Annotated in this window: 14 protein-coding genes; 6 read left to right on the top strand and 8 right to left on the bottom strand. The window is 66.2% G+C overall.

The genetic code is table 11. The annotated features are described in order from the left end of the window. Window positions 1–84 precede the first annotated feature (84 nt). On the top strand, window positions 85–696 hold the full coding sequence (locus tag FIV02_RS10115) for a LysE family translocator (RefSeq protein WP_037054314.1): 612 nt from the start codon (window positions 85–87) through the stop codon (window positions 694–696). Then, complete coding sequence (locus FIV02_RS10110) at window positions 696–1,886, top strand: benzoate/H(+) symporter BenE family transporter (protein ID WP_037054316.1); 1,191 nt, start codon at window positions 696–698, stop codon at window positions 1,884–1,886. Before FIV02_RS10115 ends, FIV02_RS10110 begins: the two co-directional genes overlap by 1 nt. A gap of 44 nt (window positions 1,887–1,930) precedes the next feature. On the opposite strand, the gene FIV02_RS10105 is transcribed toward FIV02_RS10110, so the two are convergent. From FIV02_RS10105 to FIV02_RS10085, 5 genes are all read right to left on the bottom strand, one after another. Next, window positions 1,931–2,833, bottom strand: coding sequence for a bile acid:sodium symporter family protein (locus FIV02_RS10105; RefSeq protein ID WP_152488535.1), 903 nt, complete (start codon window positions 2,831–2,833; stop codon window positions 1,931–1,933). A gap of 111 nt (window positions 2,834–2,944) precedes the next feature. Continuing rightward, window positions 2,945–3,706, bottom strand: coding sequence for an SDR family oxidoreductase (locus tag FIV02_RS10100; protein ID WP_037054320.1), 762 nt, complete (start codon window positions 3,704–3,706; stop codon window positions 2,945–2,947). A gap of 139 nt (window positions 3,707–3,845) precedes the next feature. Next, entirely contained in the window at window positions 3,846–4,547 is a 702-nt protein-coding gene (pyrF, locus tag FIV02_RS10095; RefSeq protein WP_152488534.1) for an orotidine-5'-phosphate decarboxylase, read from the bottom strand. Window positions 4,548–4,689: 142 nt separating this feature from the next. After that, a complete protein-coding gene (locus tag FIV02_RS10090) occupies window positions 4,690–5,607 on the bottom strand; it encodes a response regulator (protein ID WP_152490105.1) in 918 nt (305 codons plus the stop codon). Further along, window positions 5,604–6,848, bottom strand: a complete 1,245-nt coding sequence (locus FIV02_RS10085) for a sensor histidine kinase (protein ID WP_172979212.1) — start codon at window positions 6,846–6,848, stop codon at window positions 5,604–5,606. The genes FIV02_RS10090 and FIV02_RS10085 overlap by 4 nt, the downstream gene beginning before the upstream one ends. A 239-nt stretch (window positions 6,849–7,087) precedes the next feature. On the opposite strand from FIV02_RS10085, the gene FIV02_RS10080 reads away from it, so the two are divergent. Together FIV02_RS10080 and FIV02_RS10075 are read left to right on the top strand one after the other, a co-directional pair. Further along, complete coding sequence (locus FIV02_RS10080) at window positions 7,088–7,255, top strand: DUF2897 family protein (protein ID WP_080756935.1); 168 nt, start codon at window positions 7,088–7,090, stop codon at window positions 7,253–7,255. Between the two features lie 99 nt (window positions 7,256–7,354). Then, window positions 7,355–8,113 carry a CPBP family intramembrane glutamic endopeptidase gene (locus tag FIV02_RS10075; protein WP_152488532.1) on the top strand — a complete coding sequence of 253 codons (759 nt, stop codon included), beginning with the start codon at window positions 7,355–7,357 and terminating at the stop codon, window positions 8,111–8,113. Here the strand turns inward: FIV02_RS10075 and FIV02_RS10070 are convergent. The 3 genes from FIV02_RS10070 to FIV02_RS10060 all read right to left on the bottom strand — a co-directional run bounded on the left by FIV02_RS10070 (window position 8,064) and on the right by FIV02_RS10060 (window position 10,428). Then, window positions 8,064–8,882 (bottom strand): ABC transporter substrate-binding protein, encoded by an 819-nt coding sequence (locus FIV02_RS10070; RefSeq protein ID WP_152488531.1) that lies wholly within the window; start codon window positions 8,880–8,882, stop codon window positions 8,064–8,066. The genes FIV02_RS10075 and FIV02_RS10070 overlap by 50 nt on opposite strands. Before the next feature lie 76 nt (window positions 8,883–8,958). Further along, window positions 8,959–9,744: an ABC transporter substrate-binding protein gene (locus FIV02_RS10065; protein WP_150609311.1), complete on the bottom strand. Its 786-nt coding sequence runs from the start codon at window positions 9,742–9,744 to the stop codon at window positions 8,959–8,961. Window positions 9,745–9,831: 87 nt separating this feature from the next. Next, window positions 9,832–10,428: a TetR/AcrR family transcriptional regulator gene (locus FIV02_RS10060; protein ID WP_167494404.1), complete on the bottom strand. Its 597-nt coding sequence runs from the start codon at window positions 10,426–10,428 to the stop codon at window positions 9,832–9,834. A 248-nt stretch (window positions 10,429–10,676) separates the two neighbouring features. Between FIV02_RS10060 and FIV02_RS10055 the strand changes: the two genes are divergently transcribed. Then, window positions 10,677–12,464 carry an acyclic terpene utilization AtuA family protein gene (locus tag FIV02_RS10055; RefSeq protein WP_152488530.1) on the top strand — a complete coding sequence of 596 codons (1,788 nt, stop codon included), beginning with the start codon at window positions 10,677–10,679 and terminating at the stop codon, window positions 12,462–12,464. Window positions 12,465–12,650: 186 nt separating this feature from the next. Then, the gene (locus FIV02_RS10050) at window positions 12,651–13,520 is read left to right on the top strand and encodes an SDR family oxidoreductase (RefSeq protein ID WP_152488529.1); all 870 of its coding nucleotides are present in this window, start codon (window positions 12,651–12,653) and stop codon (window positions 13,518–13,520) included. Window positions 13,521–13,524 lie beyond the last annotated feature (4 nt).

The following is a 13,524-nucleotide window of genomic DNA, read 5'->3' as shown; positions in this document are numbered from 1 at the left end:
ACTGTACGGTTCAACCCAGGCGTGGCTGTATCGCGACTTCATGCCGGCAGCGCAATAGGCTTTGCCAGTCACCGGAGAACAACAATGACGCCCGAACTCCTGCTCGCCTTCATCACCTTCGCCTTCGTCACCTCGGTGACGCCGGGGCCCAACAACATGATGCTGCTGGCCTCGGGCGTGAACTTCGGCTTGCGCCGCAGCATTCCGCACATGCTCGGTATCAGCCTGGGCTTCATGCTCCTGGTGACGGCGACAGGGCTGGGCCTTGGCCAGCTGTTCGAGCGCGTGCCCGTGCTGCACGAGGTGCTGCGCTATGTCGGCGCCGCCTACCTGCTCTACCTGGCCTGGAAGATCGCCCAGTCCGGCGCACCGCAGAGCCGCGAGAACCCGACCGCGAAACCCTTCACCTTCCTCCAGGCTGCCGCCTTTCAGTGGGTCAACCCCAAGGCGTGGATCATGGCCATCGGTGCTATCACTACCTATACGCCGCAGGACGGTTTCTTCAGCAACGTGCTGCTGATCGCGGCGCTGTTCGCCCTCGTCAACTGCCCCAGCGTGGGCCTGTGGACGGTGGCTGGCAGCCTGCTGCGCAACTGGCTGGACAATCCGCGCCTGCTGCGCGCGTTCAACATCGGCATGGCCCTGCTGCTGGTCGCCTCGCTGTATCCCATCCTCGTCGACACTGGAATGTTCTGATGCAAGATGTCGCCCCTACCCGTCTGCGCCCGCTGGCGGACACCTCCACGTCGGCCGTGGTCGCCGGCTTCATCGCCATGCTCACCGGCTACACCAGCTCCCTGGTGCTGATGTTCCAGGCCGGCCAGGCGGCAGGCCTGAGCGCTGGCCAGATATCCTCGTGGATCTGGGCCCTGTCGATCGGCATGGCGCTGTGCTGCATCGTCCTCTCGCTGCGCTACCGCGCGCCGGTGATGATCGCCTGGTCCACCCCAGGCGCCGCGCTGCTGATCACCAGCCTGCCGCAGGTGTCCTACGGCGAAGCCATCGGCGCCTACATCCTCGCGTCGGGCCTGATCCTGCTGATCGGCCTGACCGGCACCTTCGATCGCCTGATGCGCCGCATCCCTGCCTCCATCGCCGCCGCCCTGCTGGCCGGGGTACTGTTCAAGATCGGCCTGGAAATCTGCGTGGCAGCCGAGCAGCAGCCGACCCTGGTGGTCGCCATGCTGCTCGCCTACCTGTTCGGCAAACGCCTGTGGCCGCGCTACGCGGTACTCGCCGCGCTGATCGTCGGCAGCCTGCTGGCCGGCCTCTTCGGCCTGCTCGATTTCAGCGGTTTCGAACTGCAGCTGGCCACGCCGCAATGGACCACGCCGAGCTTCTCCCTGGCTGCGGCGATCAGCATCGGCATCCCGCTGTTCATCGTCGCCATGGCCTCGCAGAACCTGCCGGGCATGGCCGTGCTGCGCGCCAATGGCTACGACGTACCGGCGTCGCCGCTGCTGACCAGCACCGGCCTGGTGTCGATCCTGATGGCGCCGTTCGGCAGTCACGGCATCCACATGGCCGCCATCAGCGCCGCCATCTGCGCCGGCCCGGAGGCCCACGAAGACCCGCACAAGCGCTACACGGCGGCGGTCTGGTGCGGTGTGTTCTACGCCATCGCCGGCCTCTTCGGCGCAACGCTGGCCTCGCTCTTCGCCGCCCTGCCGGCCGCGCTGATCCTGTCCATCGCCGCGCTGGCGCTGTTCGCCTCGATCATCGGCGGCCTGACCCAGGCCATGAGCGAACCGAACGAGCGTGAAGCGGCGCTGATCACCTTCCTGGTCACCGCCTCGGGCATGACCCTGGCGGGCGTCGGCTCGGCATTCTGGGGCATTGTCGCCGGCCTGCTGACCCTGGCGATCCTCAACGCCGGCAAACGCTGAGCGGGTTCAGAGGGGCTCCTGCGGAGCCTCTCGCTTTGCTGCGGCTACGCCCCGTCGCCCTGAGCCAGCGGCTCGACCAGTTCAGCGCCGTGTACGCGGTTGACCCACAGGCCGAACAGCGCCGCCGTGACGAACATGATCAGGCTGTAGATCGCCGCCGGAATGGCCATGGTCGGGTTGTTCAGCAGCGCCGGGCTCAGCGCCAGCGCGATGGCCAGGGTGCCGTTGTGGATACCGATCTCCATGGCGATGGCGATGGCCTGGCGCAGATCGAGCTTGAGCAGGCGCGGCACGCAGTAGCCCACCGCCATGCTCAGCAGGTTGAAGGCCAGCGCCGCACCACCCACCGCCGGCGCGTACTCGACGAAGGTGCGCCAGTCCTTGGCCACCGCCAGCAGGATGATCAGCAGCAGGAACAGCGCCGAAACGATCTTCACCGGTTTCTGCATGCGCTCGGCGAAGTGCGGGAAGCGGCTGCGCAGCCACATGCCGATGGCAACCGGGCCGAGGACGATGGCGAACACCTGCACCACTTTGGCGAACTGCAGCGGAATGGCCTGGTCGGCGGACATGAAGTGCGCCAGCGACAGGTTGACGATCAGCGGCATGGTCAGGATGGCGACCACCGAATTGACGGCGGTCAGGGTGATGTTCAACGCCACGTCGCCATGGGCCAGGTGGCTGTAGAGGTTGGCCGTGGTACCGCCCGGCGAGGCCGCCAGCAGCATCAGGCCGACGGCCAGCGCCGGCGCCAGGCCGAACAGCTTGGCCAGGAAGAAGCAGGCCAGCGGCAGCAGGAGCAACTGGCAGGCCAGGCCGATCAGCACCGGCCGGGGAAACTTGGCCACGCGGGCGAAGTCGGCCAGGCTCAACGACAGGCCCAGGCCGAGCATGATGATGCCCAGCGCGGCGGGAAGGAAAAGCGTCAGCAAGGGATCGGCGGTCATTATTGTTATCGCTCCTGTTCAACCTGGCAGGATTCTGCGCAGTCAGGACCACCGCTGACAGTGGCCCTGCGTGCCAAGATTCGCCCGTGATCGCCTCCCGCGCGGGTGCGATCAGATCGCCGTGGCGCCACCGTCGACGGCCAGGGCCTGGCCGGTGGTGAAGCCGGCGTGATCGCTGCACAGGTACAGCACAGCCGCGGCGATTTCTTCCACCTTGCCGATGCGCCCGACCGGATGCATGGCGGCGGCGAACTCGGCCTTGCGCGGGTCGGCCTCGTAGGCGCGGCGGAACATGTCGGTGTCGATCACGGCGGGGCATACCGCATTGACGCGCACCTTCTTCTTCGCGTATTCCACTGCCGCCGACTTGGTCAGGCCGATCACCGCGTGTTTGGACGCCGCATAGATGCTCATCTTCGGCGCCGCCCCCAGGCCCGCCACCGACGCCGTGTTGACGATGGCGCCGCCACCCTGGGCCAGCAGGAGCGGTATCTGGTGCTTCATGCACAGCCACACGCCCTTGACGTTGACGCCCATGATCGCGTCGAACTCGGCCTCGTTGCCGTCGGCCAGCTTGCCCTGCTCGATCTCGATACCGGCATTGTTGAAGGCATAGTCCAGGCGGCCGTACTGGCTCAGGGTCGCCTCCATCAGGGCCTTCACCTCGGCATCGCGGGTAACGTCGCAGCGCACGAAGCAGGCGTCACCACCGGCGGCACGAATCAGCTCGACGGTGCCTTCACCGCCAGCCACGTCGACATCGGAAACCACCACCTTGAGCCCTTCGGCGGCGAATGCCTGGGCGGTGGCGCGGCCTATACCGGCCGCAGCGCCGGTGACCAGGGCGACCTGGCCGGAGAACGTCATGCTCATGTCTGCTTCCTCGCAACGATTCTTGTTGAATTGGCGAGGAGTCTAGCCAGACGGCTGGGCGCAGAGCAGCACTATCAGGCTCTGGAGTGACAGGTCATGCAGGGCGCTGATGGCGTGGCGCCCTGGGTCGGCGCGCGGCTCAGCCCTGCAGTTCGGCGACCACGGCGGCCAGCGCCTGCGCCGGGTCGGCGGCCTGGCTGATCGGACGACCGATCACCAGGTAGTCGGAGCCGGCATCCAGCGCCTGACGTGGGGTCAGAATGCGCTTCTGGTCGTCGGCACTGCTGCCGGCCGGACGAATGCCGGGCGTCACCAGTTGCAGACGCGGTTGTTCGAGCTTGAGCGCCGGCGCCTCCTGCGCCGAGCAGACCAGGCCATCGAGCCCCGCTTCGGCAGCCAGGCCGGCCAGACGCAGCACCTGCGCCTGCGGCGTTACGTCCAGGCCGATGCCGGCCAGGTCCTGCTGCTCCATGCTGGTCAGCACGGTCACGCCGATCAGCAGCGGCTTGGCGCCAGCCAGCTTGTCCAGTTCGTTGCGGCAGGCCGCCATCATGCGCAGGCCGCCGGAGCAATGCACGTTGACCATCCACACGCCCATCTCCGCCGCCGCCTTGACCGCCATCGCCGTGGTGTTCGGAATGTCGTGGAATTTCAGGTCGAGAAACAGCTCGAAGCCCTTGGCCTGCAGCGCCTCGACCACTTGCGGGCCGCTGCGGGTGAACAACTCCTTGCCGACCTTTACCCGGCACAGCGCCGGATCGAGCTGGTCGGCCAGCGCCAGGGCGGCGTCACGGCTGGGGAAGTCGAGGGCGACGATGATGGGGGTTTGGCAGGCAGGCATGGGAGGCTCTCGGGCTGGGTCAAAAACGCCGCGCATTGTAGCGCAAAGCGACCGGGCGCTGGAGCAGCACGCCACCCGGCGCCACCGCAGAGCGCGCTCGCCTGCCGCAGGCCGCAGAGGGCGCGCGGCCGACGGCATGCAATCAGGCGATCAGCCGCTCTCGCAGGCGCCCGAGCATGCCCATCAGGCTGCCGACCTTTTCCTGCTCACGCTCGTCACGCGGCACCTCGGCCAGGCGGCTGACCACCTGCTGCGGCTGCGCGCGCCAGATCGCCGCCTGTTCGGCGGCAGCCTTGAGCCCCTTGTCAAACAGGCCACGGCGAATCGGCTTGGGCAGGTAGCGAAAGATCTGCGCCTCGTTGACCAGGCGCAGCAGGGCCTGGGTGTCCTGAAACGGCGTGACCACCAGGCTGAGCAAGCGCGGATGGGCCTGAGCCAGGGTCTTGAGCAGCGGCGCGGTGTCTTCGCCGGCAAGCTTGAGGTCGCTGACCAGGATATCCACGCGCTCGTTGTTCAGTTGCAGCATCGCCTCGGCGAGGTTGCGTGCACGCAGCAGGCGATGCCCCCCGGCCACGCAGAACTCGCCGACCACGGCGAGGGTGTCGGGCTCGTCGTCCAGCAACAGCAGCGAGAGCGGTGCGCTCAGCTGTTCGTGGGTAGTGGCAAGCAGCGGCTGGGCCTGGCGCACGGCCAGCTCGGCGGCCTGGCGCAGGGTGAAGGCCATTTCCTGCTGATCCCAGGGCTTGGTCAGGTAGCGGAAGATGCCACCGTTGTTCAGCGCTTCCACCGCTGCATCCAGATCGGAGTAGCCGGTCAGCAGGATGCGCAGGGTGTCCGGTGCGATCTCGCGCGCCTCGGCGAGCAGCTGCGCCCCGCTCATCTGCGGCATGCGCTGATCGCTGACCAGCACGTGGATGTGCTCGTCGCGCAGGCGCTGCAGGGCGCGCAGCGGGTCGCTCTCGGTCAGCACCTCGTAGTGACGCCGGAATTGCAGGGCGAGGCTGCGCAGAATGCGCTCTTCATCGTCGACGAACAGTATGCGAACGGGTGCGGACATCAGGCGCTCCTTTTCATGGCGACGGTGACGGGCAGTGGCAGGCTGATCAGGAAACGCGTGCCGCGTCCCGGTTCGGAGGCGACACGAATCTGGCCGCCGTGGTCCTGGATGATCTTGTAACTGATGGACAGGCCCAGGCCGGTGCCCTGCCCCACGGGCTTGGTGGTGAAGAAGGGATCGAAGATCTTCGCCAGGACCTCGGCCGGCATGCCGCTGCCGTTGTCCTGCAACGAGACGTGGACACCCTGCTCGTCCGCCCAGCTGCGAATCTGGATGCGCCCGACCCCGTCGATGGCCTGCGCCGCGTTGGTCAGCAGATTGAGCAGGACCTGGTTGATCTGCGAGGGCGCGCAGGCAACGCGGGGCAACTCGCCGAGCTGCTGCACCACCTCGGCCTTGTCCTTGATGTGGTTGCGGGCGATCAGCAGCGCACTGCGGATGCAGTCGTTGAGGTCGACCTCTTCGCTCATGGCCCGGTCCAGGCGGGCGAAGTCCTTCAGGCCGACCACCAGCTCGGCGATCTGCTCCAGGCCATACAGGGTGTCCCCGTAGAGCTGCTGCAGGTCCTCGGCGAGCAGCTCGGGGGCCGCCTGCCGGCGCGCCTGTTCGGCAGCCTGCAAGGCCTCGCCCAGGCGCGCTTCGTCGCAGCCGGGATCGTTCAGGCACTGGCCCAGATGAGCCTGGGCCGCGGCCAGATCGAACAGCGGCGCGCTGAGCTCACGCAGCAGCTGCACGTTGTTCTTCACATAGCCCAGCGGGGTATTCAGCTCGTGGGCGACACCCGCCACCATCTGCCCCAGCGAGGCCATCTTCTCCGACTGCAGCAGCTGCGCCTGGGACTCCTTGAGGTCCACCAGCGCCTGGCGCAGCACCCGATTGCGCTGCGCGACCCGCGCCTCCATGGCCTTGAGCAGGTCGAGCACGGTACCCAGGCCGCAGTAGTGGCCCCGGCCATCGATGAGGATGAAGTCCTCGGTGATCGGGTACTGCAACTGCGCCGTGACCTGCTTGGCCGCCTCTTCCAGGCCGGCCTCGAGCGAGACGATCAGCGGCGCGGGATTCATCACCTCGCCCACCGGGTGGCGCCCGCGCAGGTCGCGGCCGAAGCGCTGCATGAAGATGTCCTGTAAGGTGGCGCGGCTGACCAGCCCCAGTGGCAGTCCCTGGTCATCGACCACCGGCAGGGAAAGAAAGGCGCGGTGCTCGGCCGCCAGGAACAGGTCGGCCACCTCATTGATACTCATCGACGCAGCGAGTGGTTCGACCGCTCGCATCAGCGATTGCAGCGCTCTGGCTTGGGTCACGAACAGCCTCCCCCAGCTGTCTGAAAGTCGCCATTCAAACAGCGCCAAGTTGCCATCATGTGACAGAGATCACGATCGCACCCGTGCTTCAGGCGCAGCCGAGCGCCGTCGGGGAGCCCGCCTGACAACAGACAGCCGAGCGCGTATGGTGAAGGTCCATCCCCCGAGAGGAACCGTCCATGCCCTGGTACGCCTGGCTCATCCTGGTTATCGCCCTGGGCTCCATCGTCGGCAGCCTGCTGATGCTGCGTGACACGGCGAAGAAACTGCCGTTGACCGAGGAGCAGCTCAAGCGCATTCACGAGCGTAATGCCGAACAGGACGCCAAGGACAATCGCGAACGCTGAAGCGGCGACTCATCGACCTGCCGCGACAGACTGGAACGGGGTCGCCGAGCGGCTCGCCCACTCCTGCTAGACTGCGCCCCTCGTCCACGAGGAGGCGCCATGCCCCTGCACCTGCGCTTGCTGATTCCAGCCTTCACCCTGGCGCTGGGTTTCGCGACGGGTTTCATCCAGCCGATCGGCCTGCTGCTCGGCGCGCTGTTCATTGCTGCCGTGCTGCTCGGTCATCGATCACTGCCAAGCGGGCCGTGGGCCATCCTGGTCCTGCTCGGCGGCATTGCCCTGGCCGCACACCTGTTGCCGGGCTTCAGCGCATGGCCGCTATGGGAGCCCCGCCAGCTGAGCCCTGACGCGGCACCTTACGCGCTGCGCCTGTCCTGGGACAAACTGCTGGTGGGCATGACGCTGCTGGCCTGGTGGCTGGGGCAACCCGGCAAGCCGGCGCTCTCCTGCACGCGCGCCGGGCTGGTCTGCATCCTCACGCTGCTCGCCGTGCCGCCGCTGGCCATTGCCCTGGGCCTGGTCGCCTGGCAGCCGAAATGGCCAGATGGGCTCTGGCTGTGGCTGGCGGTCAATCTGGGCGTTGCGGTGGTGGCCGAGGAACTGCTGTTCCGCGGTGTGCTGCAGCCCGCCCTGACCCAGCGCCTGGGCACCTGGCCGGGCCTGCTGCTCACCGCCGCCCTGTTCGGCGCGGCTCATCTGCCGTTCAGTGCGCTATTCGCCCTGCTGGCTGCCGTGGCTGGTCTCGGCTACGGCCTGGCGTTCCACTACAGCGGACGCCTGAGCCTGGCGATTGCCCTGCATGCTGCGGTCAATCTTCTGCACGTGCTGCTGCTGAGCTACCCACTACGACTGGCATGACGGCGATGCGATACGGCGAGAAGATCCGCTCGAGCTCGCCCTTGGCCCGCAGTCGCTCGAGCAAGGCGGCGAACGCCTCGGGGCTGATCGGCGAGCCGGCACGGACCATGGCGTGATGGTGGTAGACCTGATCGATGCGCTCTGAAATCAGCAGCGCGCGGGCATGCTCGCGGTTGCGCTTGATGAAGTCGTAGAGGTTCGAACGGGTGACCAGCGCAATGTCGGCACGGCCGCGCAGCACCATCAGCAGGTTGCTGTCATGGGAATGGCCGAGGTTGGCGTTGTAGGTCCGGGTCAGGAATTCAGGGTCGCTGTTGAAGTCGGCGAAGCCGTAGTGGTAACCACGGTAGAGGGCCAGGCGCTTGCCCTGCAGCTGATCGAAGTACTCCTGGCCACGCAGCTCCTCGTCCCGCGCAACGAACAGCTCGGCATCCTCCAGCCCCATGTCGACGGCCGTGGCATCGATGTCCTGCCAGCCCCAGCTGGGGTTCTCGAAGATCGCCATGTCGATGCGCCCGCGCTGCAGATCACCGAAACGCCGCACGATGGCCGTGGGCAGCATGGTGAAGTGATAGTCGCTCTGTTCCTGGTTGAGGGCTTCGAGCAGCTGCGGCAGCAGCCCGGTCGACTCACGCGTATTGGATTTGTCGACATAGGGAGGGAAATGCGCACCGCCGACCTTGACGGTCTCGGCTGCGGAAACTGCACCGACGAGCAACAGCGAGACAGCACTCAGCCATCCGTGAATCCAGCGCCGCGAATGCCGCATGTCGACTCCCCAAAAAATCCTTCTTCTAGTTGTGGTGCAGCCTACCCGAGTCTTTGCTGACCAACCAGATAGTTTTTCAGTCCGCTACTACTTTGCCAGCCAATGTCAGACGATAGCGTCGAAGTAGCGCAGGAAGCTCACCATTTTCTTGTAACTCACTCAGCATTCCGGCCACCTGATCGGGTGTCAGCACGCCGCCAGGACGCAGCAACACCTGATGGTGATACTGCTGGTCGACACGCTCGGAAACCAGCAGTTCGGGCACCAGCTGCGGGTTCCGGTCGAGGAACATCTGCAGGTACGACCAGGTCACCACCGCCACATCCACCCGACGCGCCAGCAGCATCCGCAGGTTGCTGTCATGAGAATAGGTCATAAGCGCATCGAACGTATGCGCGAGGTACTCGGGATCCGCCTCGAAACCCGCGAAGCCATAGTGATAGCCACTGTACAGGGCCAGACGCTTGCCCTTCAGGTCGTCGAAATACGCCTGGCCACGCCCTGGTTCGGCTGCCGCGACGTAGACCTCGGCATCATCGATGGAAAGGTTCAGCTCCAGGTGCGGCGTCGCGTCCCAGCCCCAGAGGCTCGACTCGAAGAAGATCAGGTCGAAGCGCCCGCCCTGCAGGTCACGATAGCGGCGGGTCGCCGACGTCGGCACGAGCACGAAATGGTATTGCCGCTGCAATGCATTGAGCGCATGCAGCAGATCCGGAACCAGCCCCTGCGGGTGCGGCGACTCGGGTTTGTCCAGATAGGGAGGGAAGTGGTAGCCGCCGACACGCACCTCCTGCGCCGCGATGGCCGTCGGCACATTCAGCAGCGTGAGGTAGGTAAGCAGACAAGCAACTAGCGCACGCAAACTCGACCTCTCGTCACGTAATACAGGGTGCGATACGCCTCGGAACCCGCCAACGGTCGTCATCGACCCTAGCTTAGTTCAATTTGCTCAAGCTTCCTTGCAGACCAATGACAAGGCCTCTTCGGCCAGCTGATCGAGAGTCATGGGGCCCTGGGAGCGGAACCAGGTGGTGGTCCAGCTCAACGCGCCGGTAAGGAAGCGCCGCTGGATGAACGGGTCGCCGTTGAAGTAGCCCGCGTCGCGCGCCTCGCCCAGCACCTCCAGCCAGATCTGCTCGTAGGTGTCACGCAGCGCCAGCACCTGTGCCTGCCCTGCCTCGGAAAGCGAACGCCATTCGTAGACCAGCACCGCCATCGCCTCGCCGGTACCGCCCATGATCGATTGCAGCTCGCAGCGAATCAGCGCCAGCAGGCGCTCGCGAGTGCCTTGCGCCTGCGCCAGCGCCGCACGCATCAGCGCGGTGTTGTAGACGATGGTCTCCTCCATCACCGAGCGCAGGATCTCGTCCTTGCTCTTGAAGTGATGAAAGATGCTGCCCGACTGGATGCCGATGGCGGCGGCCAGGTCACGCACCGTCGTGCGTTCGTAGCCCTTGCTGCGAAACAGATGGGCGGCCATCTGCAGCAGCTTGCCGCGTGCGCTGTCCGGGTCGGTAATCCGGCCTGTCTCGACCAGTTCCTGCATTACCGCCTGGGCCCTGTGTTCTTCCACGCTGACTGATCCCCCTCACTGCCCTGCCCGGCAATTGTTCTGATGAATTCTCGATGCTGCCGGCAAGTACTTGTCTTGCATGATGAAATGTATGCGCCGAACACCTACCAAGCAAGCGCTTGGGCGCATTTTTGGCCGTTTTGCCCTCTCCCGGCGCTTTTCAACCAAGCGCTTGCTTGGTAATGTCGACGCATCCCTTCAATGTGTCACGGGCCATCACAATGACTAAAACCGTACGCATCGGCTGCGCCTCCGCATTCTGGGGCGACACCTCCACCGCCGCCGCCCAGCTGGTTCGCGGGGCCGAGCTGGACTATCTGGTGTTCGACTACCTGGCCGAGATCACCATGTCGATCATGGCCGGCGCACGGATGAAAAAGCCCGACGAGGGCTACGCCCGCGACTTCGTCGAGGTGCTCACGCCCCTGCTGGGCGAACTGGCGCACAAGCGCATCCGCGTCATCAGCAACGCCGGCGGGGTCAACCCGATGGCCTGCGCCGCGGCCCTGAACGCGGCCTGCGAGCGGGCCGGCGTGCAACTGAAGATCGCCGTGCTGCACGGCGACAACCTGCAGCCCAAGCTTGGCGAACTGGTCAAGGCCGGTACCCGCGAGATGTTCAGCGACGCACCGCTGCCGCCCTTCTGTGTATCGGTCAACGCCTACCTGGGCGCACCGGGCATCGTCGCCGCGCTCGAACGCGGTGCCGATATCGTCATCACCGGCCGCGTGGTCGACAGCGCCGTGGTCAGCGCCGCCCTGGTGCACGAATTCGGCTGGGCCTGGGACGACTACGACAGGCTGGCCCAGGCCGCCCTGGCCGGGCACATCATCGAATGCGGCGCGCAGTGCACCGGCGGCAACTTCACCGACTGGCGCGACGTGCCGGACTACGAACACATCGGCTTCCCCATCGTCGAGGTCGCGGACGATGGCCATTTCGTCGTGACCAAGCCGGAAGGTTCCGGCGGCCTGGTCACGCCTTTCACCGTCGGCGAGCAGATGCTCTACGAGATTGGCGACCCGCGCGCCTATCTGCTGCCGGACGTGGTCTGCGATTTCACCCAGGTGCAGCTGAGCCAGGTCGGCCCTGACCGAGTGCAGCTGCAGGGTGCCCGCGGCCTGCCTCCCGGCGAGCGCTACAAGGTCAGCGCCACCCACCCGGACGGTTTCCGCTGCACCGCCAGTTTCCTGCTCGCCGGCATCGATGCCGTGGCCAAGGCCGAACGGGTCAGCCAGGCAATCATCCGCAAGACCGAAGAGCTGTTCGCCGAGCGCGACTGGGGCCCGTACCAGGAGGTCAGCATCGAGCTGCTCGGCAGTGAAGCCACCTACGGCGCCCACGCCCATCGCCGCTACAGCCGCGAAGTCGTGGTGAAGATCGCCGCACGTCACGCCAGGAAGGAAGCACTGCTACTGTTCTCCCGCGAAATCGCCCAGGCCGCCACCGGCATGGCCCCCGGCCTGACCGGCATCGTCGGCGGACGACCGACCGTGTACCCGGTGATCCGCCTGTTCAGCTTCCTCGTGGACAAGAGTGCCTGCACCCTGGAGGTGGAGATCGACGGCGAGCGCCAGCCGGTCGGCCTGCCGCAGGTGGCGGCCTTCGACCCGGCCCAGGTGCCCGCCCCCGCAGCCCTGCCCATCCCCATGGACGACGCCGACAGCGCCGTACCGCTGGTGCGCCTGGCCGTGGCGCGCTCCGGCGACAAGGGCAACCACAGCAACATCGGCGTGATGGCGAGAAAGCCCGAGTACCTGCCGTGGATCGCCGCTGCGCTGACACCCGAGGCGGTGGCTCAGTGGATGGCCCACACTCTGGATGCCGAGCAGGGACGCGTGAGCCGCTGGTACCTGCCGGGCAGCCACAGCCTCAACTTCCTGCTGGAGAACGCGCTGGGCGGTGGTGGCGTCGCCAGCCTGCGCATCGACCCGCAGGGCAAGGCGTTCGCCCAGCAGTTGCTGGAATTCCCGGTGCCGGTGCCAAGGGCGCTGGCCGAAGCGCTGTAGGTGCCAATCGCAGGGTGGATGGATGCTTCATCCAGCCACCGGCTTCGGGTGGGAAACGCTGCGCGGTTTCCACCTTCCATGTTGTAGGAGCGGTCGGGCGACGTATCGCTTCAGCCGCGATCTGGACTGGGCAAGAGCATCGCGGCTGAAGCCGCTCTTACGGAACCGAGAAGGACAACAAGAACAATGAGCTACGACTCCGTATTCCGACCCGGTCTGTTCGCAGGCCAGACCATCCTGGTCACCGGTGGTGGCAGCGGCATCGGCCGCTGCGTGGCCCACGAACTGGCCCATCTCGGCGCTCACGTGGTGCTGGTCGGGCGCAAGCAGGACAAGCTGGAAAACACCGCAGGCGAGATCATCGAGGATGGCGGCAGCGCCAGCTGGCATGTCTGTGACATCCGCGACGAAGACAGCGTGAAGGCCATGGTCGCCACGCTGATCGCACAGCGCGGGCGCATTCACCAGCTGGTCAACAATGCCGGTGGGCAGTTCCCGGCGCCGCTGATCGGCATCAACCAGAAAGGCTTCGAGACCGTGGTGCGCACCAACCTGGTGGGTGGCTTCCTGGTGGCCAGGGAGGTCTTCCTGCAGAGCATGAGCAAGCACGGCGGCGGCATCGTCAACATGCTCGCCGACATGTGGGGCGGCATGCCCGGCATGGGCCACTCGGGCGCGGCGCGGGCCGGCATGGAGAACTTCACCAAGACCGCCGCCTACGAGTGGGGCCACGCTGGCGTGCGGGTCAACGCCGTGGCACCCGGCTGGATCGCCTCCAGCGGCATGGACACCTACCCCGAATCGATGAAGAACATGATCCGCAACCTCAAGGATCACGTACCGCTGCAACGCATCGGCAGCGAGTCCGAGGTGGCCGCGGCCATCGTGTTCCTACTCAGCCCCGGCGCCAACTTCATCAGCGGCAACACCATCCGCATCGATGGTGCCGCCAGCCAGGGCACCCGCGCCTGGACGCTGGGCAAGGCGACGAACAGCGAGCCGTACAACGGTTTCCACCGAGCCTACGTGCCCGACGTACTGAAAGATCAGGAGTAAGGCG

The organism is Pseudomonas sp. THAF187a, assembly GCF_009363395.1.
Taxonomy (GTDB): Bacteria; Pseudomonadota; Gammaproteobacteria; order Pseudomonadales; family Pseudomonadaceae; genus Aquipseudomonas; species Aquipseudomonas khazarica.
This window is presented reverse-complemented; position numbering and strand designations above follow the sequence as displayed.